Source organism: Citrobacter sp. RHBSTW-00570 (genome assembly GCF_013739755.1).
GTDB classification, from domain to species: domain Bacteria; phylum Pseudomonadota; class Gammaproteobacteria; order Enterobacterales; family Enterobacteriaceae; genus Citrobacter; species Citrobacter braakii.
Map to the genome: position 1 here is coordinate 732,750 of NZ_CP056399.1, position 26,069 is coordinate 758,818.

26 protein-coding genes and 1 riboswitch are annotated in these 26,069 nt (G+C 52.5%); of the genes, 13 read left to right on the plus strand and 13 right to left on the minus strand.

Translation table 11 applies throughout. From position 1 onward, the window contains the following. Positions 1-3 precede the first annotated feature (3 nt). Positions 4-624: a TIGR04211 family SH3 domain-containing protein gene (locus HV237_RS03550; protein WP_016154533.1), complete on the minus strand. Its 621-nt coding sequence runs from the start codon at positions 622-624 to the stop codon at positions 4-6. Positions 625-865: 241 nt separating this feature from the next. Between HV237_RS03550 and HV237_RS03555 the strand changes: the two genes are divergently transcribed. The 4 genes from HV237_RS03555 (at position 866) to glgS (ending at position 7,140) form a co-directional block, all read left to right on the plus strand. Then, positions 866-2,167 (plus strand): inorganic triphosphatase, encoded by a 1,302-nt coding sequence (locus HV237_RS03555; RefSeq protein ID WP_047358653.1) that lies wholly within the window; start codon positions 866-868, stop codon positions 2,165-2,167. A 125-nt stretch (positions 2,168-2,292) separates the two neighbouring features. Next, a complete protein-coding gene (gene glnE / locus HV237_RS03560; RefSeq protein WP_047358652.1) occupies positions 2,293-5,133 on the plus strand; it encodes a bifunctional [glutamate--ammonia ligase]-adenylyl-L-tyrosine phosphorylase/[glutamate--ammonia-ligase] adenylyltransferase in 2,841 nt (946 codons plus the stop codon). Positions 5,134-5,192: 59 nt separating this feature from the next. Next, positions 5,193-6,626 (plus strand): bifunctional D-glycero-beta-D-manno-heptose-7-phosphate kinase/D-glycero-beta-D-manno-heptose 1-phosphate adenylyltransferase HldE, encoded by a 1,434-nt coding sequence (hldE, locus tag HV237_RS03565; RefSeq protein WP_016154530.1) that lies wholly within the window; start codon positions 5,193-5,195, stop codon positions 6,624-6,626. Positions 6,627-6,933: 307 nt separating this feature from the next. Beyond that, positions 6,934-7,140 carry a cell surface composition regulator GlgS gene (gene glgS, locus HV237_RS03570; protein ID WP_019077704.1) on the plus strand — a complete coding sequence of 69 codons (207 nt, stop codon included), beginning with the start codon at positions 6,934-6,936 and terminating at the stop codon, positions 7,138-7,140. A gap of 34 nt (positions 7,141-7,174) precedes the next feature. Here the strand turns inward: glgS and ubiK are convergent, their stop codons facing one another. Further along, positions 7,175-7,471, minus strand: a complete 297-nt coding sequence (gene ubiK / locus HV237_RS03575; RefSeq protein ID WP_047358651.1) for a ubiquinone biosynthesis accessory factor UbiK — start codon at positions 7,469-7,471, stop codon at positions 7,175-7,177. A 132-nt stretch (positions 7,472-7,603) separates the two neighbouring features. Beyond that, positions 7,604-7,753, plus strand: a riboswitch (FMN riboswitch). Positions 7,754-7,859: 106 nt separating this feature from the next. Between ubiK and ribB the strand changes: the two genes are divergently transcribed. Next, the gene (ribB, locus tag HV237_RS03580; RefSeq protein WP_016154529.1) at positions 7,860-8,513 is read left to right on the plus strand and encodes a 3,4-dihydroxy-2-butanone-4-phosphate synthase; all 654 of its coding nucleotides are present in this window, start codon (positions 7,860-7,862) and stop codon (positions 8,511-8,513) included. Positions 8,514-8,596: 83 nt separating this feature from the next. Here ribB and dsbI read toward each other — a convergent pair whose 3' ends face one another. From dsbI to HV237_RS03595, 3 genes are read right to left on the minus strand one after another with little or no spacing between them, the layout of a single operon-like run. Further along, positions 8,597-9,274: a protein-disulfide oxidoreductase DsbI gene (dsbI, locus tag HV237_RS03585; protein WP_047358650.1), complete on the minus strand. Its 678-nt coding sequence runs from the start codon at positions 9,272-9,274 to the stop codon at positions 8,597-8,599. A 14-nt stretch (positions 9,275-9,288) separates the two neighbouring features. Beyond that, entirely contained in the window at positions 9,289-9,957 is a 669-nt protein-coding gene (locus tag HV237_RS03590; protein WP_019077701.1) for a thiol:disulfide interchange protein DsbA/DsbL, read from the minus strand. A gap of 23 nt (positions 9,958-9,980) precedes the next feature. After that, positions 9,981-11,777 carry an aryl-sulfate sulfotransferase gene (locus HV237_RS03595; protein WP_047358649.1) on the minus strand — a complete coding sequence of 599 codons (1,797 nt, stop codon included), beginning with the start codon at positions 11,775-11,777 and terminating at the stop codon, positions 9,981-9,983. 397 nt (positions 11,778-12,174) lie between these two features. On the opposite strand from HV237_RS03595, the gene HV237_RS03600 reads away from it, so the two are divergent. Beyond that, a complete protein-coding gene (locus HV237_RS03600; protein ID WP_016154525.1) occupies positions 12,175-12,351 on the plus strand; it encodes a hypothetical protein in 177 nt (58 codons plus the stop codon). A 65-nt stretch (positions 12,352-12,416) separates the two neighbouring features. On the opposite strand, the gene zupT is transcribed toward HV237_RS03600, so the two are convergent. Then, on the minus strand, positions 12,417-13,190 hold the full coding sequence (gene zupT / locus HV237_RS03605; RefSeq protein WP_016157488.1) for a zinc transporter ZupT: 774 nt from the start codon (positions 13,188-13,190) through the stop codon (positions 12,417-12,419). A gap of 147 nt (positions 13,191-13,337) precedes the next feature. On the opposite strand from zupT, the gene ygiD reads away from it, so the two are divergent. Next, the gene (gene ygiD, locus HV237_RS03610) at positions 13,338-14,126 is read left to right on the plus strand and encodes a 4,5-DOPA dioxygenase extradiol (RefSeq protein ID WP_047358648.1); all 789 of its coding nucleotides are present in this window, start codon (positions 13,338-13,340) and stop codon (positions 14,124-14,126) included. A gap of 85 nt (positions 14,127-14,211) precedes the next feature. Here the strand turns inward: ygiD and HV237_RS03615 are convergent, their stop codons facing one another. The 3 genes from HV237_RS03615 to tolC all read right to left on the minus strand — a co-directional run bounded on the left by HV237_RS03615 (position 14,212) and on the right by tolC (position 17,681). Then, entirely contained in the window at positions 14,212-15,372 is a 1,161-nt protein-coding gene (locus tag HV237_RS03615) for a glutathionylspermidine synthase family protein (RefSeq protein ID WP_019077698.1), read from the minus strand. A 5-nt stretch (positions 15,373-15,377) separates the two neighbouring features. Beyond that, positions 15,378-16,055 (minus strand): DUF1190 family protein, encoded by a 678-nt coding sequence (locus HV237_RS03620; RefSeq protein ID WP_016154521.1) that lies wholly within the window; start codon positions 16,053-16,055, stop codon positions 15,378-15,380. 147 nt (positions 16,056-16,202) lie between these two features. Continuing rightward, entirely contained in the window at positions 16,203-17,681 is a 1,479-nt protein-coding gene (gene tolC / locus HV237_RS03625; protein WP_094168678.1) for an outer membrane channel protein TolC, read from the minus strand. 199 nt (positions 17,682-17,880) lie between these two features. Between tolC and nudF the strand changes: the two genes are divergently transcribed. The 5 genes from nudF to parE are packed head-to-tail and all read left to right on the plus strand — an operon-like array spanning position 17,881 to position 22,286. Beyond that, positions 17,881-18,513, plus strand: coding sequence for an ADP-ribose diphosphatase (nudF, locus tag HV237_RS03630; RefSeq protein ID WP_019077696.1), 633 nt, complete (start codon positions 17,881-17,883; stop codon positions 18,511-18,513). Continuing rightward, positions 18,510-18,932 (plus strand): DUF1249 family protein, encoded by a 423-nt coding sequence (locus HV237_RS03635; protein ID WP_003024582.1) that lies wholly within the window; start codon positions 18,510-18,512, stop codon positions 18,930-18,932. The genes nudF and HV237_RS03635 overlap by 4 nt, the downstream gene beginning before the upstream one ends. Positions 18,933-18,956: 24 nt before the next feature. Further along, a complete protein-coding gene (cpdA, locus tag HV237_RS03640) occupies positions 18,957-19,784 on the plus strand; it encodes a 3',5'-cyclic-AMP phosphodiesterase (protein ID WP_016154517.1) in 828 nt (275 codons plus the stop codon). Then, entirely contained in the window at positions 19,784-20,365 is a 582-nt protein-coding gene (yqiA, locus tag HV237_RS03645) for an esterase YqiA (protein WP_003024575.1), read from the plus strand. The genes cpdA and yqiA overlap by 1 nt, the downstream gene beginning before the upstream one ends. Before the next feature lie 28 nt (positions 20,366-20,393). Beyond that, complete coding sequence (parE, locus tag HV237_RS03650; RefSeq protein WP_003024571.1) at positions 20,394-22,286, plus strand: DNA topoisomerase IV subunit B; 1,893 nt, start codon at positions 20,394-20,396, stop codon at positions 22,284-22,286. A gap of 100 nt (positions 22,287-22,386) precedes the next feature. Here parE and HV237_RS03655 read toward each other — a convergent pair whose 3' ends face one another. From HV237_RS03655 to qseB, 4 genes are all read right to left on the minus strand, one after another. Then, complete coding sequence (locus HV237_RS03655; RefSeq protein ID WP_016154515.1) at positions 22,387-22,701, minus strand: putative quinol monooxygenase; 315 nt, start codon at positions 22,699-22,701, stop codon at positions 22,387-22,389. Positions 22,702-22,731: 30 nt separating this feature from the next. Next, the gene (locus HV237_RS03660) at positions 22,732-23,313 is read right to left on the minus strand and encodes an NAD(P)H-dependent oxidoreductase (RefSeq protein WP_047358646.1); all 582 of its coding nucleotides are present in this window, start codon (positions 23,311-23,313) and stop codon (positions 22,732-22,734) included. Positions 23,314-23,422: 109 nt separating this feature from the next. Next, positions 23,423-24,772, minus strand: coding sequence for a quorum sensing histidine kinase QseC (qseC, locus tag HV237_RS03665; RefSeq protein ID WP_047358645.1), 1,350 nt, complete (start codon positions 24,770-24,772; stop codon positions 23,423-23,425). Further along, the gene (gene qseB, locus HV237_RS03670) at positions 24,769-25,428 is read right to left on the minus strand and encodes a quorum sensing response regulator transcription factor QseB (RefSeq protein ID WP_047358644.1); all 660 of its coding nucleotides are present in this window, start codon (positions 25,426-25,428) and stop codon (positions 24,769-24,771) included. Before qseB ends, qseC begins: the two co-directional genes overlap by 4 nt. Positions 25,429-25,580: 152 nt before the next feature. On the opposite strand from qseB, the gene HV237_RS03675 reads away from it, so the two are divergent. Further along, the gene (locus HV237_RS03675; RefSeq protein WP_047358643.1) at positions 25,581-25,976 is read left to right on the plus strand and encodes a YgiW/YdeI family stress tolerance OB fold protein; all 396 of its coding nucleotides are present in this window, start codon (positions 25,581-25,583) and stop codon (positions 25,974-25,976) included. The last annotated feature ends 93 nt before the right edge of the window (positions 25,977-26,069 follow it).

Sequence of the window (26,069 nt, forward strand, 5' to 3'; positions counted from 1 at the left end):
GATTCAGTTCATCCAGCGATCTTTGCGTTTACGGCTGGGGATCATGTGTGGCAGAACCAGGCCGAGCAGCAAACCAAGACCCAGCACGCCGCCACCGTACATAAACCACTGCATGATGATGGTGCGCTGTTTGTCATCAAGCTGAAGGTTGGCTGCGCTGACCTTCTTTTGCGCCACGATAAGCTCGTTCCTCAGCTTCTGGTTTTCTTGTTTCAGCCCGTCGATTACGCTGTCGCTTTGCGACACTTTTTGCTGCATATCGGCGGTGCGCTGATTCCACGTGGTGTCGATATTATTGAGCTTATCGGTCAAGGTCTTAACCTGGTTTTCCAGATCGGGAACGCGGGTACGCAGGCTCGGCGTACTGTTCAGCTCTTTCAGTGGGATCCAGGCGGTACGTCCGGTGCTGTCTTTCACCTGGGCGTAGTTGGTGTTGGCATCGGTCTGTAATAGCGTGACTTCCTCGCCGGCGTTAACCGTACCCACGAGGCGATAATTATCTCCCGGACCGCTGCGGACCCAGGTGTTCAGTTCGTCAGAAACATAGCGCTTTTCTTCGGCATGAGAGACTGCAGTGGCGCTAAGTGCGAGTAAAGTTAATCCAATCAGGCGTAATTTTGGCATCAGGCTGTCGTTATTGTCATAGAAAGTGGAACGATAGTAGTGGCATCAGTGTCTCTACGCAAAGCATTCGACATCAATCGGAATCATCTGTGTCCTTTTTGCCACCACTCGAAACTTTTACGCCCGTCAAATTGCTCGTTGCATGGCAATTTGGCGCAAAATACTATCTACTGACCATAAAGAACGAGCTTAGTTCGCAGTCAGTTTTCTCAACTGTGACATAACCCATAAGTACAAGACCATGGCCCAGGAAATCGAATTAAAATTTATCGTCAATAGTGACGCTGTAGATGCGCTACGTGAACGTCTGAATACGCTGGGGGGAGAGCATCATGCGCCCAGCCAGTTGCTGAATATCTACTACGAAACGCCCGATGCGTGGCTGCGTGGTCACGATATGGGGCTGCGTATTCGCGGTGAGAACGGTCATTACGAAATGACCATGAAAATTGCCGGACGAGTGACGGGCGGCCTGCATCAGCGGCCGGAGTTTAACGTTGCGCTAAACGCGCCAGAGTTGGATCTCACCCTGTTTCCAACGGAAGTCTGGCCTGATGGCGAACTGCCCGCTGAACTTGCCTCTCAGGTACAGCCGCTCTTCAGCACCGATTTTTACCGTGAGAAATGGCACCTTGATATCGACGGTAGCCGCATTGAAATGGCCCTCGATCTCGGGGAAGTGAAAGCGGGCGAGTTGGCTGAACCTATCTGTGAGCTTGAACTGGAGCTGTTAAGCGGCGATACCCGTGCGGTATTGAAGCTGGCAAACCAACTGGTATCGCAAACCGGTTTACGCCAGGGCAGCCTGAGTAAAGCGGCGCGCGGCTATCATCTGGCTCAGGGGAATGCACCGCGTGAACTCAAACCGACGCGCATTTTGAAGGTTCCGGCAAAAGCGAGTATTGAGCAAGGGTTGGAAGCGGCGCTGGAGCTGGCATTATCACAGTGGCAGTACCATGAAGAGCTGTGGGTGCGCGGCGTCAAAGGGGCGAAAGCCGAGGTGCTGGCTGCGATGGGCCTGGTGCGTCACATTCTGATGCTGTTTGGCGGTAATGTGCCGCGAAAAGCGAGTGCTCACTTACGTGATTTGCTGACCCAGTCGGAAGCGATCATTGCGTCTGACGTTTCTGCCGTTTCCGCGGTTTACAGCACGCAAACGGCGATGGCCAAGCTGGCGCTGACCGAATGGCTGGTGACCAAAGGGTGGCAGCCGTTCCTTGATGCGAAGGCGCAGGGTAAAATAGCCGACTCCTTTAAGCGTTTCTCAGATACCCATCTCTCGCGCCATGCCGCTGAACTGAAAACAGCTTTTGCTCAGCCGCTGGGCGATCAGTACGCCGATCAACTTCCGCGCCTGACGCGCAATATTGATAGCATGCTGATGCTGGCGGGATACTACGACGAAAAGGTCGCATCGGAATGGATCGCCACCTGGCAGGGTTTACGTCACGCCATTGCGGCCAACCAATACATTGAAATTGAACACTTCCGCAACGAGGCGATTGCTTTAGAACCGTTCTGGCTGCACAGCGGAAAACGATAATCAGGGTGAGGCCGGGATGCCTGATGGCGCTGCGCTTATCAGGCCTACGCGATGGGCGGAAGCGTCATGCAGGCTGGATAAGGCAACATGCCGCTGCCCGGTACTATTCAAAGGATAATCCATAAATGAAGCAGCTCTCTTCACCGTTACAGCATTACTGGCCGACCGTTGTTGCGCGGCTGCCAGCAGCAATATCTGAGTCCTCGCTTAGCATTCAGGCGAAGTCAGTGCTTACATTCAGTGATTTTTTTCGCGATAGCATTATTGCCCATCCCGAATGGCTGGTCGAACTGGAGAGCACGCCACCCGGGGCGGATGAATGGCAACACTATGCTGATTGGTTACAGCAAGCATTGGTCGACGTTAGCGACGAAAACACGCTGATGCGTGAGCTGCGCCTGTTTCGCCGTCGCATCATGGTGCGTATCGCCTGGGCGCAGACGCTGTCGCTGGTGACGGAAGAGAGTATCTTGCAGCAGCTAAGCCATTTGGCTGAAACGTTGATCGTCGCCGCGCGTGACTGGTTATACGCCGCCTGCTGTCGTGAATGGGGTACGCCCTGTAATCCACAAGGTGTTGCGCAACCGCTGCTGATTTTAGGCATGGGGAAACTGGGCGGCGGCGAACTGAATTTTTCCTCTGATATCGATCTAATTTTTGCCTGGCCGGAGCACGGCAGTACGCAGGGTGGACGTCGCGAGCTGGATAACGCGCAGTTCTTTACCCGTATGGGCCAGCGGCTCATCAAAGTGCTGGACCAGCCCACAATGGATGGATTTGTCTATCGGGTGGATATGCGTTTACGCCCGTTTGGCGACAGCGGCCCGCTGGTGCTGAGCTTCTCCGCGCTGGAAGATTATTACCAGGAACAAGGGCGCGACTGGGAACGCTATGCGATGGTCAAGGCCCGCATTATGGGCGATTCCGACGGTACTTACGTCAGTGAGCTTCGCGCTATGCTGCGGCCTTTTGTTTTCCGCCGCTATATTGATTTCAGCGTGATCCAGTCTCTGCGTAACATGAAAGGAATGATTGCCCGCGAAGTGCGCCGCCGTGGTCTGAAAGACAACATTAAGTTGGGCGCGGGCGGTATTCGTGAAATCGAATTTATCGTGCAGGTATTCCAGCTTATTCGCGGTGGGCGCGAGCCGTCATTGCAATCCCGCTCGCTGTTACCCACGCTCAGCGCCATCAATGCGTTGCACCTGCTGTCAGACACCGACGCGGAACAACTGCGCGCAGCCTATCTCTATTTACGTCGTCTGGAGAACCTGCTGCAAAGTATCAATGATGAGCAGACCCAGACGTTGCCTGGCGATGAACTGAATCGCGCGCGGCTGGCGTGGGGGATGAACGTCGATGACTGGCAGCAGCTAACCGATGTGCTGGCCAGTCATATGGACAACGTGCGCCGGGTGTTTAACGAGTTGATTGGCGATGACGAAGCAGAAACCCAGGAAGAGTCGCTCTCAGAACAGTGGCGTGAACTGTGGCAGGACGCATTACAGGAAGATGACACCTCGCCGGTGCTGACGCATCTGGCGGATGACGATCGCCGGCGCGTGCTGTCTCTGATCGCCGATTTTCGCAAAGAGCTGGATAAACGCACCATTGGCCCACGCGGACGCCAGGTGCTGGATCACTTAATGCCACATCTGCTGAGCGATGTCTGTTCGCGTGACGACGCCTCAGTCCCACTGTCGCGCATCACACCGCTGCTGGTAGGCATTGTGACCCGTACGACCTATCTGGAGCTGCTGAGCGAATTCCCCGGAGCGCTTAAGCATCTGATTTCGTTATGTGCCGCTTCGCCGATGATCGCCAGCCAGCTGGCGCGGTATCCGCTGTTGCTCGATGAACTGCTGGATCCGAACACCCTGTATCAACCCACCGCGACGGATGCCTACCGTGATGAACTGCGCCAGTATTTGCTGCGCGTGCCGGAAGATGACGAAGAGCAGCAGTTGGAAGCGCTGCGTCAGTTTAAGCAAACGCAGCTGTTGCGCATTGCCGCGGCAGATATCGCTGGTACGCTGCCGGTGATGAAGGTGAGCGACCACTTAACCTGGCTGGCGGAAGCTATTATTGATGCGGTAGTCCAGCAGGCGTGGATGCAGATGGTCGCTCGCTACGGGCAACCCACTCATCTTGACGGGCGCGAGGGGCGCGGTTTTGCCGTCGTCGGGTATGGCAAACTGGGCGGCTGGGAGCTGGGCTACAGTTCGGATCTTGATTTGATCTTCCTGCATGACTGTCCTATGGACGTGATGACGGATGGTGAGCGTGAGATTGACGGGCGACAGTTCTATTTGCGTCTGTCGCAGCGCATTATGCACCTTTTCAGCACCCGCACCTCATCCGGTATTTTGTATGAAGTGGATGCGCGGTTGCGTCCGTCCGGCGCGGCGGGAATGCTGGTGACCTCAACCGAGGCTTTCGCTGATTACCAGCGCAACGAAGCCTGGACGTGGGAGCATCAAGCGCTGGTGCGCGCTCGAGTGGTGTACGGCGACCCACGGTTGACCTCTCAGTTTGATGCGATTCGTCGCGATATCATGACCCTCGTCCGCGATGCGAAAACCTTGCAGACCGATGTGCGCGAAATGCGTGAGAAAATGCGTGCCCATTTGGGCAATAAGCATCGCGATCGTTTTGATATTAAAGCGGATGAAGGCGGCATCACCGACATTGAGTTTATTACGCAATACCTGGTGCTGCGCTATGCGCATGAAAAACCGAAGCTGACGCGCTGGTCGGATAACGTGCGCATTCTGGAGTTACTGGCGCAAAACGACATTATGGATGAGCAGGAAGCGCTGGCGCTTACCCGTGCTTATACGACGCTGCGCGATGAACTTCATCATCTTGCATTGCAGGAACTTCCGGGCCATGTGGCACCGGAGCACTTCGACGCTGAACGTACGCTGGTGCGTGACAGCTGGCAGAAGTGGCTGGTTGCCGAGTGAAGTGTGCTATTATCGCGCGCAAATTTTAAGACCCTCAGAGAATCTCTCAGGAGACAGGAATGAAAGTAACGCTGCCAGAGTTTGAACGTGCAGGAGTCATGGTTGTCGGTGATGTGATGCTAGATCGCTACTGGTACGGTCCTACCAGCCGTATTTCACCTGAAGCGCCGGTTCCGGTGGTGAAGGTTGATACCATTGAAGAACGTCCCGGTGGCGCAGCAAACGTGGCGATGAACATTGCCTCTCTGGGAGCGAATTCGCGTCTGGTTGGCCTGACTGGGATTGACGACGCGGCGCGTGCGCTGAGCAAAACGCTGGCGGATGTGAACGTAAAATGTGACTTCGTTTCTGTGCCAACTCATCCGACGATCACCAAACTGCGCGTGCTTTCCCGCAACCAGCAACTGATTCGCCTGGATTTCGAAGAAGGTTTTGAAGGCGTGGATCCGCAGCCACTGCATGAGCGTATTAACCAGGCTCTGGGCTCCATTGGCGCTTTGGTGCTCTCCGATTACGCCAAAGGCGCGCTGGCAAGCGTGCAGCAGATGATTGCTCTGGCGCGTAAGGCTGGGGTGCCGGTGCTTATCGATCCGAAAGGGACCGATTTTGAACGCTATCGTGGCGCAACGCTGCTGACGCCGAATTTGTCTGAATTTGAAGCGGTGGCCGGTAAGTGCAAAAGCGAAGATGAACTGGTTGAGCGCGGCATGAAAGTGATTGCAGATTTCGACCTTTCCGCGCTGCTGATCACGCGTTCCGAACAGGGTATGACGCTGCTGCAACCGGGCAAATCGCCACTGCATATGCCGACGCAGGCGCAGGAAGTGTATGACGTGACGGGTGCGGGCGATACGGTGATCGGCGTGCTGGCAGCGACGCTGGCGGCGGGGAACACTCTGGAAGAGGCGTGCTATTTTGCTAATGCCGCAGCGGGTGTTGTCGTCGGTAAACTGGGGACTTCCACCGTTTCCCCGATTGAACTGGAAAACGCCGTGCGCGGTCGGGCTGACACTGGCTTTGGCGTGATGAGCGAGTCTGAGCTGAAACAGGCCGTAGCCAGCGCCCGCAAGCGCGGTGAGAAAGTGGTGATGACCAACGGCGTGTTCGACATCCTGCATGCGGGCCACGTTTCCTATCTGGCGAATGCGCGCAAGCTGGGCGATCGTCTGATCGTGGCGGTAAACAGCGATGCTTCGACCAAACGTCTGAAAGGCGAAACGCGTCCGGTCAACCCGCTGGAACAGCGCATGATCGTGCTGGGCGCGCTGGAAGCCGTCGACTGGGTGGTCTCTTTTGAAGAAGACACACCACAGCGTCTGATTGCCGGCATCCTGCCGGATCTGCTGGTAAAAGGCGGCGACTATAAGCCGGAAGATATTGCGGGCAGCAAAGAAGTGTGGGCGAACGGCGGAGAAGTGCTGGTGCTGAACTTTGAAGATGGCTGCTCAACGACCAATATCATCAAGAAGATCCAAAAAGACAGCGATAAATAACAAATGCTGGAAACGTATCGAACTTTTGGATTCGATACGTTTCTTGCTATTGATGCTGCTGTTTTCTTCAACCCAGAGTAAAGGAATAAGGGGAGAGGGGATTTCTCCCCCCGATTTACTTTTACATGACGTTACAATAAGCGTGCGTCACGCTGACCTTAAATCCGACCCCTCTTAGATTTCGTGGGAAACTGTGAACCAGCGCAGTGGTTTTGCGCACAATATGTACAGAATAACTTCGCATCCAGGGAAATACTGAAATTAGAAAAAGCATATGGCCTTAACAGATATTCAATAACTGGAGGGTATGCTCATGAACAGCAATATGTATTCAATGAACAATTTCGATTTCCTGGCCCGTAGTTTTGCTAGGATGCAAGCTGAGGGCCATCCCGTAGATATCCAGGCGATAACTGGGAATATGGATGAAGAACATCGTAGCTGGTTTTGCAAACGCTATGCGCTGTACTGCCAGCAGGCGACGGAGGCCAGGAAGCTAGAACTGGAACACTAACAGAAAAAACGGGCCTTGCGGCCCGTTGTCGTTTTTACTCTTGCGGATCGACTGACGGGATCGCGGGAGCAGGCTTAACTTCTGCCATTTTTTCACGCGATTCCAGCTCAGTCAGACGTTGCTCAAGCAGCGCCAGCTTTTCACGGGTACGCAGCAAAACCTGAGTCTGTACATCAAACTCTTCACGGCTTACCAGATCCAGACGGGTCAGCTGTGACTGCAGCGTTTGACGAATTTTCTTCTCGACGTCTTCGCCAAACTCGCGGATCCCTTTCGGCATCGACTCGTGAACCTGACGAGCAATCTGCTCAATTTTTTTCGGGTCAATCATTGTGGTTTCCCTGAACTGGTACGTGTTGTTGCCTATTGTAGTGCGAACTGGCACAGGCATAAACCAGAATTGTGTGAAGCTAAGACGAGCAAAGGCGTTGATGAAGGTAATCAATAGCGTTATAGTTAACCCGCTTATTCTCAGGGCGGGGCGAAATTCCCCACCGGCGGTAAATCAACTCAGGTTGAAAGCCCGCGAGCGCTTTGGGTGCAAACTCAAAGGTCAGCAGATCCGGTGTAATTCCGGGGCCGACGGTTAGAGTCCGGATGGGAGAGAGTAACGATCCAGTCGGGCATGGACCCGCTCACGTTATTTTTTTGCCGCTTATACGGTACTCCTAAGACTGCCCTGATTCTGGTAACCATAATTTTAGTGAGGTTTTTTTACCATGAATCAGACGCTACTTTCCTCTTTTGGTACGCCTTTCGAACGTGTTGAACTTGCGCTGTCTGCGCTGCGTGAAGGACGCGGTGTGATGGTGCTTGACGACGAAGATCGTGAAAACGAAGGCGATATGATTTTCCCGGCAGAAACCATGACTGTTGAACAGATGGCTCTGACCATCCGTCACGGCAGCGGTATTGTATGCCTGTGCATCACTGAAGACCGACGCAAACAGCTCGATCTGCCAATGATGGTGGAAAATAACACCAGCGCTTACGGTACCGGTTTTACCGTGACCATTGAAGCCGCAGAAGGCGTGACTACCGGCGTTTCCGCTGCGGACCGTGTTACTACGGTGCGTGCGGCAATTCAGGATGGCGCTAAACCTTCCGATCTTAACCGTCCGGGGCACGTTTTCCCGCTGCGTGCTCAGGCAGGTGGCGTGTTGACCCGCGGTGGTCACACTGAAGCAACCATCGACCTGATGACGCTGGCAGGGTTTAAACCGGCAGGCGTGCTGTGCGAACTGACCAATGACGATGGCACCATGGCGCGTGCGCCAGAATGTATCGAATTTGCCGGCAAGCATAATATGGCGGTAGTTACTATCGAAGACCTGGTGGCTTATCGTCAGGCGCATGAGCGCAAAGCCAGCTAATCGCAAATTACCACGTTAGTCGCGGTAAGCATAAAAAACCGAAGCCATCTTCCAGGCTTCGGTTTTTTTGTTTCTTGCTCCGATTATTTGGTTCTCACCCGCTGTAATGCCCATGCGCCGCTCATAATGACGAGCAACAGTAAGCACAAACTAAAGGCCAACAAACAGGCCTGCGCCATGTTCATAAAATGCCAAGGCGGGATCAGATACCAGCCTTCTGACTGCTGGTACAGATCGACAAACCACTTTTGCGTACTGCTGAGCGCCACGCCGTCGGGAACAATGGGAGCGTCATAGCCGCAATCTCCTGTGGGTTTAAACCACTCCGGTGCCCAGTTGGCCAGAGGCAAATTAAAAGGGAATGTCGGATCGGTGGAGCATCCCTGTACGCCAAACAGCGAATCCGGGTCCGGGTTATGTACAGCATAATGAATGCCGTTAAGTTTGATGGAGAACTTAATGCCCAGGATGCTGCCGTAAAATGCCGCGATACAACCGATGAGCTTCAGAACAACATTTTTGGGGTTGATTGCCGCAATCAATCCGCCAAAAACCATCACCAGCATGGCAAAGCGAATGTAGACACATTGTTCGCAGGGGGCCATGTAGAGATAGATTTGGAAGAACGAATGCGCCAGAATAATCAATCCACCTATTGCGCAAGCCATCAACAGCCACAGAAAGCGCTGTTCCTGCCATCTCACCAGGGTATCAACCGGTGTATTACATAAGTCTCGCCACGATCCTTTTATGAAAGCCATAGCCGGGTCCCTGTTTATTTTTTCGCGAGCTCTCTGACAAGCTCAGCCATGGAATCAATAGATTTGATATTTTTGGTGTAGATCAGGTATTTACCATTGACGACGTAAGCCGGAACGCCCTGGATTTTGGCGACATCATATGCTGCTTTCCATTTCTCCAGCGTTTGCTGGACGGCTGGATCCTTCAATGCCGCGTCAAAATCAGCCTGGCTCATGCCCGCTGCATCCAACCCTGTTTTGATGAATGAGGCGGGATCTTTACCCTCTGACCAGCGCTCTTTCTTATCGTGGTAGGCGGCGTAATAAGCGAACTTGGCTTTTTTAAACTGTGATTTGGCGTCAAACAATGAAATACCTGCAGCCATGTCCCTGGCAATCATTACGGCAAAGATTTCGCTGGCCTGTTTACCGTATTCCCCTTTGGTTTCCAGATGAAACGGAGTGAAAGTAACGACATCGGCGACTTTGTCTGACACGGGCCCTGTCACGGCTTTATCATATTTGTAGCAAAATGGGCAGGCGTAACTGAATACTTTGATCAACGTCTTATCGGCGTTGGGAATTGGTTTTTCCAGAACCATATAATCAGTGCCTTCAGTAAACGCTGATGCTGCAAACGGTGAGGCAAGCGCGGCGGTTAATACCACGCTTTTAAATAATGAAGTGATCCATTTAGATGACATAATTAATCCTTAATCTAATGTAATTATTTAAACATTTGGCGTGGATGAACCAGCAATGCACGGTAGTGAGTTTGATTTGGCTTATCGGACAGGACATTAATTTCGACTTTGACTTCTTTTGTTTTGTAGTCAATTTCGTTGATTTTGCCGATGGTTGGCTGTCCAACGTCAAATAAATTAATCGAACCACCAAAGCCAAACATGGTGTCGCGATCTTTTTGATATTCGATAACCGAGGTGATAGGGCTATAAAAATCATAACCGCGCTCTTTTCCGTACTCCCAAATTTGCTGGACGGTCCCTTTTTTCTCGTCAATTTTATATTCTACGAAACGGGAGTATTTCATTGTTGGTAACGCCGGTTGTTCGAGTCCACGGCCATCGCCGTTGTCAAAAATGGTAAGCGTTCCTTTGCTGGAGAGCCATGCGGTGTGTTGAGTGTAGGTAAAATCGAAATCGGTATTCTCGCACTTGCCATTTTCATCACATTTCAGTGCGTTGCCTTTATCATCAACCGGTTTTAACAGCTTGCTTGCCAGCGCCTTATTCCAGCCTTTAGACGGTGCAAGGATCCACTTAACCTGTTTATCGCGACCGATTTTGACAACCCCTTGATGGCGGGAAGAGATAATGATGGCGTCGTCTTTGGCGTCAAAGGCGATGGAGTTAACGTGCGCCCAGTTACGACCCGCACCCACGCCGAGGGCATCACCGTAGGGGGTATCTGGCTCCAGTTTTGCCTGCTGGCCGGCATGAGCGAGGTCCACGTTGACGCATACCGCGCCCGCATCCAACGCACCCAGCAGTGCATCACGCATCGGATCGAGAATTTTTGTCAGATCCCACACGTCAACAACACGACCGGATTTGTCGACTTCAATAATCTGGTCGCGGATAGTTTGTACGTGAATGCCATCTTCCTTACGATAATCACGTTTACCCACGCGAAGCAGTACGGTGCCGTTCACCGTTTCGACGGACTCATGCGATGCGTCGAGGAATCCGCGCGGCAGCTTATGGTCGGCCAGAATCTGGCCCATCATATCGAACTCATACCAGTGCTGGCCCTGTACGGCGGTGAAGGTGCCGCGCGGTGTCTCCCGTATCCCCATCAGGTAACCGCGCTTGTTGATATCCATGTCATGACCGTCATAGAAAGTGTCCTGATCCAGCCACCAACGATATTCGCCTTCCGTATCAACGACAAAGGTAAAGGGTGCGATATCAAAGGGTAATGCGCCACCGGCCGGACCTGCATCCAGGATACCGGCATTTTTATCTTTTTCACCATGCCAGTGGAATTCTGCGCCCTGCGCGGTAAAGGTGTGGGTATTCACCAGATAGAGACGGTCTTCAAAGCCAGGTGCGACCTTAATAACGTTTGTTTGCTGTAAATCGGAAATAGAACGGTTATCCATGTAGTGATTAACGATGGCAGATGTTTGCACCACGTAATCTTCCTTGATGGCCTTGCCATTTTCTTTATATTCAACAGTGACCTTATTAGCGAACTTTTGATAAAGGCCAAAAATAGGAACCCCATCGTAGGTGGCGAGGGATTCTTTGCCGACGGCATAGGTAATTGGGACTCCTTTTTCACCTTTACCATGAACGGTAACTTTAACATCCGAAATAACGTGACTATCTAATTCAACCAGTGCGGTAAGAGGGGCGTTTCCGTATGGGTCAACGATTATCGCACCCAATTTTCCTGCGGGCTGGGCTGGTTGGAAACCAGCGGCAAATGAATTACCTGCGACAAAGCCAAACGTCAGTGCAAGCGTTCCGGCTAGAAGTGTTTTTCGGTACTGTGTAAACATGGATATATCTCCTTATATTATCTTTAGATATAACAGTGCTGAATATATTATGTTTTTACGATGTGAATATAATAAAAAATGGTATTGCCGATGCTACTTTTATGGTGAATATATTAATATTGATGAGGTGTATTATTTTGCAGGCGCTAATTTTTATTATTTTTTGGATGGTATGAGTGCGTTATTTTAAGGGCAATATTTATTATTGCGCAGTGTGATCTTGTCGACATTGTTTTATTTTTTATAACGGTGTTAACTATTTGTATAGCTGCTGGTTTATATGATCGAAATCATATATTTGTTTCTGGAATATGCCACTATAGGAGTATGTCAGAATAAGGTTGTGTAAAATTTTAACGTTAAATGTTTAATGATGTTAAATTTTAAGGGTAAAAGAATGTTTATCGCCTGGTACTGGATTGTATTAATTGCACTCGTTGCAGTTGGTTATTATTGCCATATGAAGCGTTATTGTCGGGCATTTCGGCAAGACCGGGATGCATTACTCGAGGCGCGAAACAAACTCTTTCGTCGTTCTGGCGAAGATAACAGCGCGGTTAAGGAACAGGAATAGTCCTTCACGTTCTGCTATGGATGAGCGGATGCTGTAAATTAGCAGGGTGGCATCCGCCCTCTGAATTAGCCGATCCCCATGGACTGGAGGATGACAAGACTTAACCCCATCACCGACATTCCACAAAGTACCCCATAGCTGGGATTATTATTCGGGTCGATCTCTTTTGCCAACGGCATTAGCTCATCGACGGACAGCGCCACCATAATTCCTGCGACTGCTGCCATTATTGCCGCCATCACCACCGGCGAGATCAGGCTCCCCAGAATTAACCACGCCAGTACGCCACCCAGGATTTCCGCCATGCCCGAGATCCCGGCCCAGAATATCGCCGTCCGTTTGGAGCCCGTGGCTGCATAGACTGGACCCGCAACGGCTAATCCTTCAGGAATATTGTGTAATGCGACGGCAAGGGCAATACCAAAGCCTAGCTCGAGGTTGCTGCTGGCGGTAACAAACGTCGCTATCCCTTCCGGGAAGTTGTGCAGGCTAATGCCGAGCGTTAATAAAATCGCGGTACGTTTAATGGAGCCGGGCAGAGGCCGCGTGGTTTTCTGTACCAGATCCTGAGGGTGCGCGTGCGGCAATAGGCGGTCCAGGCCAAAGTATCCCAGTAAGCCAACGATAAACATTCCGTAGCCCAATACCGGCGACATACCTTCAGCAGCCAGTGCGGCTGGGAGCATCTCCATCAGTGAGATCAGTAACATAATCCCTGCGGCGAAGCCTAACGAAAAGGCGAGTACGCGGTTGGAGGGTTTTTGCCCTAACACGCCGAGAAATGCGCCGATAAACGTGGCGGCGCCTGCCAGTAAAGTCAGAAGTAAAGGTACTGACATCGACAAATAAAACTCCTTATCAATCTGCTGTCCGGGTTGGATCGTCAAAATAACTGATGATCTTCATCATGGTTATCTGAGTTCTTCATCAGCCGAATAAGCGTATTGTGGTGGTATCAAAATGACTCCCTCAGTAAGGATATCATCATGTCTTCAACTCGTATGCCAGCATTGTTTTTGGGCCACGGTAGCCCGATGAATGTTCTGGAAGATAACGTTTATACCCGCGCCTGGCAGCAACTGGGGGAAACGTTGCCGCGCCCGAAAGCCATTGTGGTGGTCTCGGCGCATTGGTTCACTCGTGGCACGGGCGTGACGGCGATGGAAGCGCCTAAAACAATCCACGATTTTGGCGGTTTTCCGCAGGCGCTGTATGACACCCATTACCCGGCTCCTGGATCACCGGAACTGGCGCAGCATCTGGTTGACTTGCTGGCCCCAGTACCCGTTACCTTAGACAAAGAGGCGTGGGGTTTTGACCACGGTTCATGGGGCGTGCTGATCAAGATGTACCCGCATGCGGATATTCCGATGGTGCAGCTGAGCATTGACAGTACCAAACCTGCGGCCTGGCATTTTGAAATTGGCCGCAAGCTGGCGGCACTGCGTGATGAGGGCATTATGCTGGTAGCCAGCGGTAACGTGGTGCATAACCTGCGCACAGTGCGTTGGCACGGTGAGAACACGCCATATCCGTGGGCGACTTCATTCAACGAATATGTTAAAGCAAACCTGACATGGCAGGGACCGGTTGAACAGCACCCGCTGGTGAACTATCTCGATCATGAAGGGGGATCGTTATCGAACCCGACACCGGATCACTATCTGCCGCTGCTGTACGTATTAGGTGCCTGGGACGGCAAAGAGCCGGTGACTATTCCTGTTGACGGGATTGAGATGGGAAGTTTGAGTATGTTGTCGGTGCAGGTCGGATGATAAATGCCCGATGGCGCTGCGCTTATCGAGCCTACAGTTCATGCTGTAGGCCGGGTAAGACGCAGCCACCACCCGGCACTCTCAGTCATTCGACAAAAATATGCGGATAGAAACGCGAGAGATCCTGCGTGATCAACGCGCGGTCTTCGCGAATGCCAATGCCAGCTGGTTGATCGTTGATTAGCCAGCTGCCGATCAACATATAGCTGTCGCCAAACTTCGGTAGCTGATGGAATTGCTGCACGATCATACCTTCTTCGCCGTACGGCCCTTCCACTGCTTCGATCGTTTTACCGTTTTCGATAATTGAAACGTTCGCGCCTTCACGTGAGAAGATCGGCTTTACGACGAATTTATCCATCTGAGGATAGTCATCTTCGGCGAAATACGCAGGCAGCAGATTCGGATGATCCGGGAACATTTCCCACAACAGCGGTAATAACGCTTTGTTGGAGATGATGCTCTTCCAGGCTGGTTCCAGCCAGCGAACGCCAGCGTCTTCCAGCTTAGTGGAGAACATTTCGCGCAGCATGAATTCCCACGGATAGAGCTTGAACAGGTTAGCAATGACCTGATCCTGCATATCCGTGAACTGACCTTTTTCACCAAGACCAATATCTTCGACATAGAGGAATTCAGTGGCGATTTCAGCTTCTGCAGCGCAATCCTGCAGATACTGGATCGTTCCGCGATCTTCCACCGTATCGCGACAACAGGTCAGATGTAGCAACTGAAAACCATACTGCTCACGCAGCTCGGCGAAACGCTCGATCAGCTTTTCCTGCAGACTGTTGAATTGATCGCTGCCTTCCGGCAGGTTGCCTGCATTGAGTTGGTCTTCCAGCCAGATCCACTGGAAAAACGCAGCTTCGTACAGAGAGGTTGGCGTATCGGCGTTGTTTTCTAACAGCTTAGGCTCGCCCGTGCCGTCCCACGCCAGATCGAGACGCGAATAGAGCGACGGCTGCTGTGTCAGCCAGGACTGGCGGACAAAGCCCCAGGTATGCTTCGGAATGCGAAACTTGGTCATCAGCTCATCGCTGGCGATGACCCTTTCCACCACTTTGAGACACATTTGATGCAGCTCTGCGGTGACCTCTTCCAGCTTTTCGACCTGAGCAAGCGTGAGCTTATAATACGCATCCTCACACCAGTACGGCTCGCCGTACATAGTGTGAAAGTTGAAACCGTATTCGGTGGCTTTATCGCGCCAGTCCGGGCGCTCAACAATACTGACTCTTTCCATGACGATCAGCCGCCCATTGAACGAGTGGTAGTACCGCTTGCGCTACGCTGCATGGTGCTCTGTTTAGCCACAGATTCGCCAAATCCACCGCGGGTTACGGTAGAGGTGGTAGCCGGTTTCGGCGCCATGGCGGTTTTCGGTACGGTCATGGTGCGACCTGGCGTTGCGGCGCCGTAGTTTTTACCGCCGGCATCCGTATATTTGCCGTATGCCGGGCTGGCCGGATTTTTCGAGCTGAACAGCGGCTGCTGAGCGCCCATACCGCCACCCATCATGCGGCCCATCATATAGCCTGCCATCAGCGGCATCCAGAAGCTGCCGCTGCTTTGATTCTGCGCCTGAGCCTGACCTTCACCGGTCGGCGCCATGCCCGCTTGTGCAGGTGCCTGTTGGCACTGGCCTTCGCCGAATTCAGCGATACAGTCTTCGCGAGTGGCGTATTTTGGCGCGGTGCGTTCAGCTTCTTTCAGCGCATTGTTAAACGCAGTGGTACATTCGGCGCTTTTACCCGGATTAGCTGCAGAGCAGTCGTCCGCGTTCTGATAAAGCGAAACCGTTTCGTCACTCTTTTCACAGCCCGCGAGCATAAAAACAGCGGTAACTGCCAGAGCGACAGGAGTCAGGTGGCGCGCGCTCCAGCTTTTGCGGAACGAGGCGTGATGTATAGATTTTGTCCGTTTCATTTATGTCTTCCAGGACCCAGTGGTAACTCTGCTCAGAATAGAGGATGACTGGTCGAAATTGAAGCGGGAAGAGGCGAGAATGCGGAAGAAGGGGTGGATCTTTACGTTGCCTTACGTTCAGACGGGGCCGAAGCCCCGTCATCAGCATCAGTTACGGAACGGGTTGTTACCGTTGCTGCTGGTTGAACGTGCAGCCGTTGGTTGAGCCGCAGGCATATTGCCGTTGCTGTTAAAGTCATTCACAGCGGCATCTTGCTGCGGATTTTGCGGCGCGACGCTATCCGGAGAAGTCGGGATCGGTTTACCCAGCGTATTGTTCAGCGCCACCAGATCCTGCTCGTTCAGCGTACCGAGTGCAGATTTGACGTTAAGCTGGTTGATAAGATAGGTATAACGCGCATTCGCCAGTTGCTGCTTGGCGTTGTACAGCGTGGTGGTGGCATCCAACACATCCACGATGGTACGGGTACCTACGGAATAGCCTGCTTCCATCGCATCTAAAGAGCTTTGGGCAGAGACAACCGCTTGTTTGTACGCGTTAATGCTACTGATAGAAGCATTAATGTTGTTGAACGAAGAACGCACGGTTTGCACCACGCTACGGTGTGCGCTTTCCAGTTGTTCGCTCGCGCCAACAAAGTTGTACTGCGCTTGTTTCACCTGCGAGTTAACCATCCCGCCCTGGTACAGCGGCAGCGAGAAGTTCAGACCGATTTTGTTCTGGCCCATGTTGCTGTCGTCATACTGGGAGGTGTTGGTTTTCGACCCGTTGTAGGAGGTGTCAGAAACGCCGGTAGAGGCGGTCAAACCCAGCGTCGGTAAGTGACCATCCTGCGCCAGACGAATCTGTTCACGCGCCAGATCCTGGCTCAAACGCGCCTGCAATAATGAGAGGTTGCGGTTTTCTGCTTCTTTCAGCAGCGCGTTCACCGCCTGCGGTTTGTTGGTTTTAAAGCCATCAACGTTCAGCGAAGCCAGTTCCGGGTAGTAGTTACCGGTCACCTGGCGCAGCTGTTCTACCGCGTTGTCGAGATTGTTACGCGCGGTAACTTCGTTCGCCAGTACGGTATCGTATTGTGAACGGGCGTTCTGTACGTCAGTGATGGCGACCAGGCCCACGTTAAAACGCTGTGTGGTCTGATCTAACTGACGATAGACCGCATCTTTCTGTGCCTGAGTGTAAGACAGCACGTCAATCGCGTTCAGTACGTTAAAATAAGCGGTAGCGGTATTCAGGATCAGCGTTTGCTGATCGGTCTGATACGTTACGTCCTGGATGCCTGCTGCTTTTTCTTGCAGCGTCAGGGCACGCCATTTAGACATGTCGAACAGCGTCTGAGTCAATTGTAATGACGCGCTGGTTGCGTTGGAGTTGACGCCATTTGCATCACGGTAGCCATTGCTGTAGGTGTAATCGGCACCTAAACCTAGTTGCGGCAGTAATGGGCTACGCGCTTCGTTAATTTTTTCGAATGCAGCATCGCGATCGGCGGCGGATTTACGCAATTCCGGGTTGCTCAGGCGTGCTTGCTGATAAACCTGCATCAGGTTTTCTGCCTGGCTCAAAGTAGTGAACCCCGACAGGCTCAGGCCGATAAGGATGGGGAGCAATTTCTTCATTTGCATTCCTTGTTGTGAAGCAGTATTTAGCGCTGATCAAATTGTAAAAATATTTGCTGATTCTAGCAGAATCCGCCACTTCAAAAAGTTGGCGTTACGTGCCATACGGCGTTAATTTGCATCAATTTAACACAAGGGCGTTCAAACATCAGTCAAACGACCTTGAAATTCACATTTTAATCACTATTGGTTTCAGGACAGCACAATGCGTAAACCAGACAACTTGCCAATGACTTTCACTAAAAATGATGTAGAAATTATTGCACGAGAAACGCTATACCGCGGTTTTTTTTCACTGGATCTTTATCGGTTCCGCCATCGCCTGTTTAACGGCGGTATGAGTGGTGAGGTAAAGCGCGAAATTTTTGAGCGCGGACACGCGGCAGTCTTGCTACCCTTTGACCCTGAGCGGGACGAAGTTGTTCTGGTCGAGCAGATCCGTATCGCAGCGTTTGATACCAGCGAAAGTCCGTGGCTCCTGGAAATGGTGGCCGGAATGATTGAAGAGGGCGAAACCGTTGAGGAAGTGGCTCGTCGTGAAGCGATGGAAGAGGCCGGGCTGGAAGTTAAACGTACCAAGCCCGTTCTGAGCTATCTGGCAAGCCCTGGCGGCACCAGTGAGCGCCTGTCTATTTTAGTTGGCGAAGTGGACGCCACGACCGCGAGCGGGATCCACGGTCTGGCTGATGAAAACGAAGATATTCGTGTTCATGTGGTGAGCCGGGAGCAGGCTTATCAATGGGTTGAAGAGGGGAAAATCGACAACGCGGCTTCTGTCATCGCCTTGCAATGGTTACAGCTGCACTATCAAGAGTTAAAAACTGAGTGGAAAAAATGAAGCGTTACACACCTGACTTCCCTGAAATGATGCGCCTGTGCGAAACCAACTATTCGCAATTGCGCCGCCTGCTGCCACGTAATGATGCAGCCGGTGAAACAGTGAGCTATCAGGTCGCAAACGCACAATATCGGTTAACGATCGTTGAATCGACCCGATACACTACGCTTGTCGCGATCGAACAAACGGCACCCGCGGTCACTTACTGGAGCCTGCCGTCATTGACAGTCCGCCTGTATCATGACGCGAGGGTGGCCGAAGTGTGTTCGAGTCAGCAGATCTTTCGCTTCAAAGCGCGGTATGATTATCCAAATAAAAAGTTGCATCAACGCGACGAAAAGCATCAAATTAATCAGTTTCTGGCCGACTGGTTACGGTACTGTTTAGCACATGGAGCGATGGCGATTCCGGTTTATTAGCGTCGTGAAACCTAAGGACACCATTTGGAAAGCCTGTTAACCCTTCCTTTGGCTGGTGAGGCCAGAGTCAGGATCTTACAAATTACAGACACTCACCTGTTTGCCGAAAAGCATGAAACGCTGCTGGGTGTAAACACCTGGGACAGCTATCAATCCGTACTGGATGCAATACATGCAGAGTCGCCTGAATACGATCTGATCGTCGCGACTGGTGATTTGGCGCAGGACCAATCCGCTGCGGCCTATCAGCATTTTGCTGAGGGCATCGCAAGCTTTCGTGCGCCCTGCGTTTGGCTACCGGGCAATCACGATTTTCAGCCGGCAATGTACAGCGCGCTACAGGACGCGGGGATTTCACCCGCTAAACGCGTCTTTATTGGTGAACAGTGGCAAATCCTGTTGCTGGACAGCCAGGTGTTCGGCGTTCCCCACGGTGAATTAAGCGAATTTCAGCTCGAATGGCTGGAACGTAAACTTGCCGATGCGCCTGAGCGCAATACTTTGCTGCTTCTGCATCATCATCCTCTGCCAGCAGGTTGTAGCTGGCTCGATCAGCATAGCCTGCGTAATGCCGCAGAGCTGGATAACGTGCTGGTGAATTATCCTCGTGCCAAGTATTTGTTGTGTGGGCATATTCATCAGGAACTGGATTTGGACTGGAACGGACGCCGCCTGCTGGCGACGCCGTCGACCTGTGTGCAGTTTAAGCCACACTGTTCCAACTTCACGTTAGATACCATCAGCCCCGGCTGGCGGACGCTGGAGCTTTTTGCTGACGGGACGTTGCAGACGCAGGTACGCCGTCTGCAGGGTAATCGGTTCCACCCTGATACCGCTTCAGAAGGCTACTGATGTCTACGCTTCTTTATCTTCACGGATTTAATAGTTCTCCTCGTTCGGCGAAGGCATGTTTGCTGAAAAACTGGCTGGCGGAGCATCATCCGCACGTTGAGATGATCGTACCCCAGTTGCCACCGTATCCGGCCCAGGCCGCAGAGATGCTGGAATCGATCATTCTCGAACATGGCGGAGAGTCGCTGGGAATTGTCGGTTCCTCACTAGGAGGCTATTACGCCACCTGGCTGTCGCAATGTTTTATGCTGCCCGCGGTGGTGGTGAACCCTGCTGTCCGACCTTATGAACTGCTGGTCGACTATCTCGGTCAAAACGAGAACCCCTACACGGGGCAGCAATATGTGCTAGAGTCACGCCATATTTACGATCTTAAAGTCATGCAGATTGACCCGCTGGAAGCGCCGGATTTGATCTGGCTGCTTCAACAAACGGGCGATGAAGTGTTGGACTACCGCCAGGCGGTGGCGTATTACGCCTCCTGCCGCCAGACAGTTATTGAGGGCGGAAACCACGCATTCACGGGCTTCGAAGATTATTTCAACCCGATTGTCGATTTCCTTGGACTGCACAGTTTCTGACGATCAATTCGAATTGCTTATTTAAACCATGACGCAAACTTATAACGCTGATGCCATTGAGGTACTCACTGGGCTTGAGCCGGTACGCCGTCGCCCGGGGATGTACACCGATACAACCCGTCCGAACCATCTTGGACAGGAAGTGATTGATAACAGTGTGGATGAAGCACTGGCGGGCCACGCAAAACGCGTGGACGTGATTTTACATGCCGACCAGTCTCTGGAAGTTATTGATGATGGCCGCGGCATGCCGGTAGACATTCACCCTGAAGAGGGCGTTCCGGCGGTAGAGCTGATCCTCTGTCGTCTGCACGCAGGCGGTAAGTTCTCCAACAAAAACTATCAGTTCTCTGGTGGTTTACATGGGGTGGGGATCTCCGTGGTCAACGCCCTGTCGAAGCGTGTGGAAGTGAATGTGCGCCGCGACGGGCAGGTGTACAACATCGCGTTTGAGAACGGCGATAAGGTGCAAGATTTACAGGTTGTCGGTACCTGCGGTAAACGCAATACCGGAACCAGCGTGCACTTCTGGCCGGATGAAAGCTTCTTTGACAGCCCGCGTTTTTCCGTTTCGCGCTTAACGCACGTACTGAAAGCCAAAGCTGTGCTGTGCCCAGGCGTTGAGATCACCTTTAAGGATGAGGTCAATAACAGTGAACAGCGCTGGTGCTACCAGGATGGCCTGAATGACTATCTGAGCGAAGCGGTAAATGGCCTGCCGACGCTGCCGGAAAAACCGTTTATCGGTAATTTCAGCGGTGAAACAGAAACTGTGGACTGGGCGCTGCTCTGGCTGCCGGAAGGCGGCGAGCTGCTGACTGAAAGCTATGTGAACCTGATCCCAACCATGCAGGGCGGTACGCACGTTAACGGCCTGCGTCAGGGTCTGCTGGATGCAATGCGCGAGTTCTGTGAATACCGCAATATTCTGCCGCGCGGCGTGAAGCTGTCGGCGGAAGATATCTGGGATCGCTGTGCTTACGTGCTGTCAGTAAAAATGCAGGATCCGCAGTTTGCCGGACAAACCAAAGAGCGTCTCTCTTCGCGGCAGTGCGCGGCATTCGTCTCTGGCGTGGTGAAAGATGCTTTCAGCCTGTGGCTGAACCAGAACGTGCAATCAGCCGAACTGCTGGCTGAGATGGCGATTTCCAGCGCCCAGCGTCGTCTGCGGGCCGCGAAAAAAGTAGTGCGCAAGAAGTTGACCAGCGGTCCGGCGTTGCCGGGGAAACTGGCGGACTGTACCGCACAGGATCTTAATCGCACCGAACTGTTCCTCGTCGAAGGTGACTCGGCGGGCGGATCGGCTAAACAGGCGCGCGATCGTGAATATCAGGCGATCATGCCGCTGAAAGGTAAGATCCTCAACACCTGGGAAGTCTCTTCCGATGAAGTGTTGGCTTCGCAGGAAGTTCACGATATTTCGGTGGCGATCGGCATCGATCCGGACAGTGATGATCTGAGCCAGCTGCGCTACGGTAAGATCTGTATTCTGGCGGATGCGGACTCCGATGGTTTGCACATCGCCACGCTGCTGTGCGCGCTGTTTGTGAAACACTTCCGTACGCTGGTGAAACACGGTCACGTCTATGTGGCGCTGCCGCCGTTATACCGTATCGACCTCGGTAAAGAGGTGTATTACGCGCTGACGGAAGAAGAGAAAGCGGGCGTGCTGGAGCAGTTAAAACGCAAGAAAGGCAAGCCGAACGTGCAGCGCTTTAAAGGTCTGGGTGAAATGAACCCGATGCAGCTGCGTGAAACTACGCTGGATCCGAATACCCGCCGCCTGGTGCAGCTCATCATCGATGACGAAGACGATCAGCGTACCAACGCAATGATGGATATGCTGCTGGCCAAGAAGCGTTCTGAAGATCGCCGTAACTGGTTGCAGGAGAAAGGCGACCTGGCGGATCTCGAAGGGTAATTGACCGTGAATGCCTGGTGGCGCTGGGCTTACCAGGCCTGAGGATTGCAATATAAGCCGGATACGTTTGTTTATGGCGTTATCCGGCAAATCGACAATCTTAAATGCCAGACTCCAGAATACGAATACTCATGTCCAGCACGTCGCCTTTCACGGCTTCGCTATAGGCTTTCATATGCGGTGTCTGCAAATGCGCTTCAAGATGCGCAATGCTTTCCCACTGTTCAACCATCACGATTGAGTCCGGGGCTGTGGTCTGAAAACTGACGCCAGCAGCATGATCGACCATCGGCGCGTAGCCGTGGCAGCCTTCTTCTTTCAATACGGTTGGAACGATTTTAGCGAATTGATCCAGTACCGCCTGGCGGTGATGTTGACCTGGACGTGTACGGATTTCTGCAATAACGGTAAGCATGGTTAACTCCTTCTAATTCCAGGTTACCAGTTAACCAAAAATTTCGTTCAGATGCTTGCGATATTCTGCGATATAACGCGGGACGTCCGGCATTTTAATCACGTCATTGGTGATAAAGGTCGGCAGCGCTTCCATTCCCAGGAACTGGTTTGCTTTATGGAACGGGAGATAAACGCCATCAACGCCAACGCCATGGAAGAACTGATCTTTTTCAGTAAAAGCTTCCATCGGTGCGTTCCAGGTCAGTGACAGCATGTATTTTTTGCCCTGAATCAGCCCACCGGAGCCGTATTTTTTAGACGCATCTGAACGCGTGCGACCATCGCTGGCGTACAGCGTACCGTGACCTTCGGTAAACACGTCATCAATGTATTTTTTCACGGTCCACGGCGCACCCATCCACCAGCCAGGCATTTGCCAGATAACCACATCGGCCCAGACGAAGTTCTGTACTTCATCAGAAATGTCATAGTCGCTGTCGGCGCGCACGATTTTAACATCATGCCCGAGGTCGCGCAGAAGGCCATCCGCGACCTCGGTCAGGGTGTCGTTTAACTGACCGTTGGAGTGGGCGAATTTTTTCGCACCATTGATAATCAGAATGTTGCTCATTTTGTGTCCTCAGGGAAATACGTTTGAAGACGATTTTACCCCTACCAGCGACGCGGTGAAATTAGCAAAATGTGCAAAGTCTTTTGCTATTTGAGCAATAATAACGCAATTACCAACTGACCTTCGCTTCAAAGCCACCTTGCGGAGCGTTGCCAAACGAGGCTGACATTCCATGCAATATTGCGATACGGCGGACAATCGATAGGCCGAGACCGCTGCCAGTCACGCTTTGTCCCGGTGGACGATAAAAGCGTTCCCCGATGTGCGTAAGGACCTCTGGCGCAACGCCAGGACCATTATCCTTGACGCTAAAATTACGGGCGTTGAGCGTCACTTCCACAATGCTACCCCGCGGGCTGTAGCGGATCGCATTATCCAGCAGATTTCGTACCATCAGGCTCAGCAACAGCGGCTGTCCTGTGCGCATGATGTTGTGCGCGTTAATCTGCAAACGCACGTCGATGTGCGCCTGCTGGGCTGGATGGTAGATATCCATCACCGCGGATTGCAAAAGCTCCTCCAGCGAGATTTCCGCCACATCCTGAAGATTGTCGAGGGAGTCGAGGCGTGAAAGCGTCAGTAACTGATCGACCAGTCGGGTGGCGCGTTCAATTCCCGCATGCAACTGTACCAGCGCTTTTTCCCGCGTTTGCGGGTCGTCGTCTGACAGTTGCACCACTTCTGTTTGTACTTTCAGCGCGGTCAACGGGCTGCGCAGCTCGTGGGCAGCATCAGAAGTGAAACGCCGTTCGCGAACCATCATGGAATGGGTGCGAGTAAACAATTGATTGAGCGATTCAACCAACGGGCGTACTTCGCTTGGCACACCTTTCGGATCGAGCGGCTCTTCCGATTCCGGTGAGCGCCAGCGCAGAGCCTGCGCCAGTTTTTTTAGCGGCCTGAGTTCACGGCTAATCATGACCACCAGGATTAGCAACATCAGCGGCAGCGCAATCAACCACGGTGTTAACTGGGCGGTGACGATCGACAGCGCCATATCCTCTCGATACTCCCACTCCTGGCCTACCACAATGCGGTATTTGCCGTCAGCGGAATTCAGCCACAGAAAACGCCATGCGTCGTTGTCCCCCTTGAGTTGGCCATCGGTAAAGCCTTCGCGGGTGTAGCTGTAGGGAATGTCCTGGCCGTTGTCGCCATCGTGCAATACCATTTTGCCGTTGATGGTGAAGATGGCAAACGTCAGCGCGTCGTCATCAATATGGCCGTGCTTGAGCTTCTTCGGCGTGCGAGCCATATTGCTTGAGGTGGTGACGTCGCTGATATCCAACGTGCTAAGCCGCTTGGCGAACAACATCAGTTGGGTATCAAACAGCTCATCGACATTGTCGGTGGTCTGCTTCCAGGCTACAAAGCTGGAAACGGCCCAGGTTGCTGATGCCAGAATCAGAAAAATAAGCGTTAGCCTGACGCGCAGGCTGAGGCGTTGTGTGAGTTTCATGCGTCACCCAGGGTGTAGCCAATGCCATGCACGGTACGGATAAAGTCGCTGCCGAGCTTACGGCGTAAGTGATGGACGTGTACTTCAATCGCATTGCTGGAGACGTTTTCGTCCCAGGTATACAGTTTTTCTTGAATCAGTTTGCGGGGCAGGACGCGACCCTTATTGCGCATCAGCAGCTCCAGTAGAGCGAACTCTTTGGGTTTGAGAGACAAAGGCTCATCTGCCGACGTGGCAACCAGCGCGCCGGGATCAAGCGTCACCTGGCCATGGCGCAATATGTTGCTCGCCTGGCCGCTGGCACGGCGCACCAGAGCCTCCAGCCTGGCGGCAACTTCGATCAGCGCAAAGGGTTTGCACAGATAGTCATCCGCGCCGAGACGCAGACCCTCAACGCGTTCCGCCAGCGCGTCGCGAGCGGTCAGAATCAGCACTGGCTCCTGCTTCCCGTTGGCTCGCCATTCGCGCAAGATCTCCCGTCCGTCGATGCCTGGCAGCGTCAGGTCGAGGATCACCGCATCATAAGGGGCGCTGTAGAGCGCTTCTTTCCCCTGGCGACCCTCGGTAAACCAGTCGATGCTGAAACCCATTTTACTCAGACCTGTTTTCAGGCCGTCGCCGATCAATGTGTCATCTTCGATCAGTAAAATACGCATATGTTCTTCCCTGCAGCCGCTCTCATTAGCGTCAGTAAACCTTGTGACTACAGCCTCTGTACAGCAAAAAAAGTATCTTTTTTTGCCTTAAGAACTTGTTAAGGATTAACTTATTTAATAGTCGTAAACCAAAATGAAAGGGAGACATGACGATGAAAAAATTAGCTGCAATGGTTGCCGTAATGGCACTGTGTTCCGCACCTGTTCTGGCAGCGCAGCAGGGCGGTTTCTCTGGACCGACAACCACCACGCAAAGCCAAAATGGCGGATTTGTCGGCCCGAATGGTAGCAGCGCGACGGTAGAAAGCGCCAAATCACTGCGTGATGACACTTGGGTTACCCTGCGCGGGAACATCGTTGAGCGTATTTCCGACGACCTGTATGTGTTTAAAGATGCGACCGGCATGGTGAATGTGGATATCGACCACAAGCGCTGGAACGGCGTAACCGTCACACCGCAGGATGTGGTTGAAATCCAGGGTGAAGTGGATAAAGACTGGAACTCCGTTGAAATCGACGTGAAACAGATTACCAAAGTTGCCAAATAATCCCCATCAGGGCCGCACTCGTGGCCCTTTTCTTTGTGACTCAACACGCCAGATAGGGTAGTATCTGCGGCAATATTGCCCTTCAATAGAGGG

Coding starts and splice junctions, on each gene's coding strand:
- ubiK (WP_047358651.1), bottom strand. CDS start 7,471: ATGATTGACCCGAAAAAAATTGAGCAGATTGCTCGTCAGGTTCACGAG.
- HV237_RS03635 (WP_003024582.1), top strand. CDS start 18,510: ATGAAGCGTTACACACCTGACTTCCCTGAAATGATGCGCCTGTGCGAA.
- HV237_RS03675 (WP_047358643.1), top strand. CDS start 25,581: ATGAAAAAATTAGCTGCAATGGTTGCCGTAATGGCACTGTGTTCCGCA.
- ribB (WP_016154529.1), top strand. CDS start 7,860: ATGAATCAGACGCTACTTTCCTCTTTTGGTACGCCTTTCGAACGTGTT.
- dsbI (WP_047358650.1), bottom strand. CDS start 9,274: ATGGCTTTCATAAAAGGATCGTGGCGAGACTTATGTAATACACCGGTT.
- HV237_RS03590 (WP_019077701.1), bottom strand. CDS start 9,957: ATGTCATCTAAATGGATCACTTCATTATTTAAAAGCGTGGTATTAACC.
- nudF (WP_019077696.1), top strand. CDS start 17,881: ATGCGTAAACCAGACAACTTGCCAATGACTTTCACTAAAAATGATGTA.
- HV237_RS03655 (WP_016154515.1), bottom strand. CDS start 22,701: ATGCTTACCGTTATTGCAGAAATCCGTACACGTCCAGGTCAACATCAC.
- glnE (WP_047358652.1), top strand. CDS start 2,293: ATGAAGCAGCTCTCTTCACCGTTACAGCATTACTGGCCGACCGTTGTT.
- HV237_RS03620 (WP_016154521.1), bottom strand. CDS start 16,055: ATGAAACGGACAAAATCTATACATCACGCCTCGTTCCGCAAAAGCTGG.
- tolC (WP_094168678.1), bottom strand. CDS start 17,681: ATGCAAATGAAGAAATTGCTCCCCATCCTTATCGGCCTGAGCCTGTCG.
- qseB (WP_047358644.1), bottom strand. CDS start 25,428: ATGCGTATTTTACTGATCGAAGATGACACATTGATCGGCGACGGCCTG.
- HV237_RS03555 (WP_047358653.1), top strand. CDS start 866: ATGGCCCAGGAAATCGAATTAAAATTTATCGTCAATAGTGACGCTGTA.
- yqiA (WP_003024575.1), top strand. CDS start 19,784: ATGTCTACGCTTCTTTATCTTCACGGATTTAATAGTTCTCCTCGTTCG.
- HV237_RS03660 (WP_047358646.1), bottom strand. CDS start 23,313: ATGAGCAACATTCTGATTATCAATGGTGCGAAAAAATTCGCCCACTCC.
- zupT (WP_016157488.1), bottom strand. CDS start 13,190: ATGTCAGTACCTTTACTTCTGACTTTACTGGCAGGCGCCGCCACGTTT.
- HV237_RS03550 (WP_016154533.1), bottom strand. CDS start 624: ATGCCAAAATTACGCCTGATTGGATTAACTTTACTCGCACTTAGCGCC.
- hldE (WP_016154530.1), top strand. CDS start 5,193: ATGAAAGTAACGCTGCCAGAGTTTGAACGTGCAGGAGTCATGGTTGTC.
- HV237_RS03600 (WP_016154525.1), top strand. CDS start 12,175: ATGTTTATCGCCTGGTACTGGATTGTATTAATTGCACTCGTTGCAGTT.
- HV237_RS03615 (WP_019077698.1), bottom strand. CDS start 15,372: ATGGAAAGAGTCAGTATTGTTGAGCGCCCGGACTGGCGCGATAAAGCC.
- HV237_RS03595 (WP_047358649.1), bottom strand. CDS start 11,777: ATGTTTACACAGTACCGAAAAACACTTCTAGCCGGAACGCTTGCACTG.
- glgS (WP_019077704.1), top strand. CDS start 6,934: ATGCTCATGAACAGCAATATGTATTCAATGAACAATTTCGATTTCCTG.
- ygiD (WP_047358648.1), top strand. CDS start 13,338: ATGTCTTCAACTCGTATGCCAGCATTGTTTTTGGGCCACGGTAGCCCG.
- parE (WP_003024571.1), top strand. CDS start 20,394: ATGACGCAAACTTATAACGCTGATGCCATTGAGGTACTCACTGGGCTT.
- qseC (WP_047358645.1), bottom strand. CDS start 24,772: ATGAAACTCACACAACGCCTCAGCCTGCGCGTCAGGCTAACGCTTATT.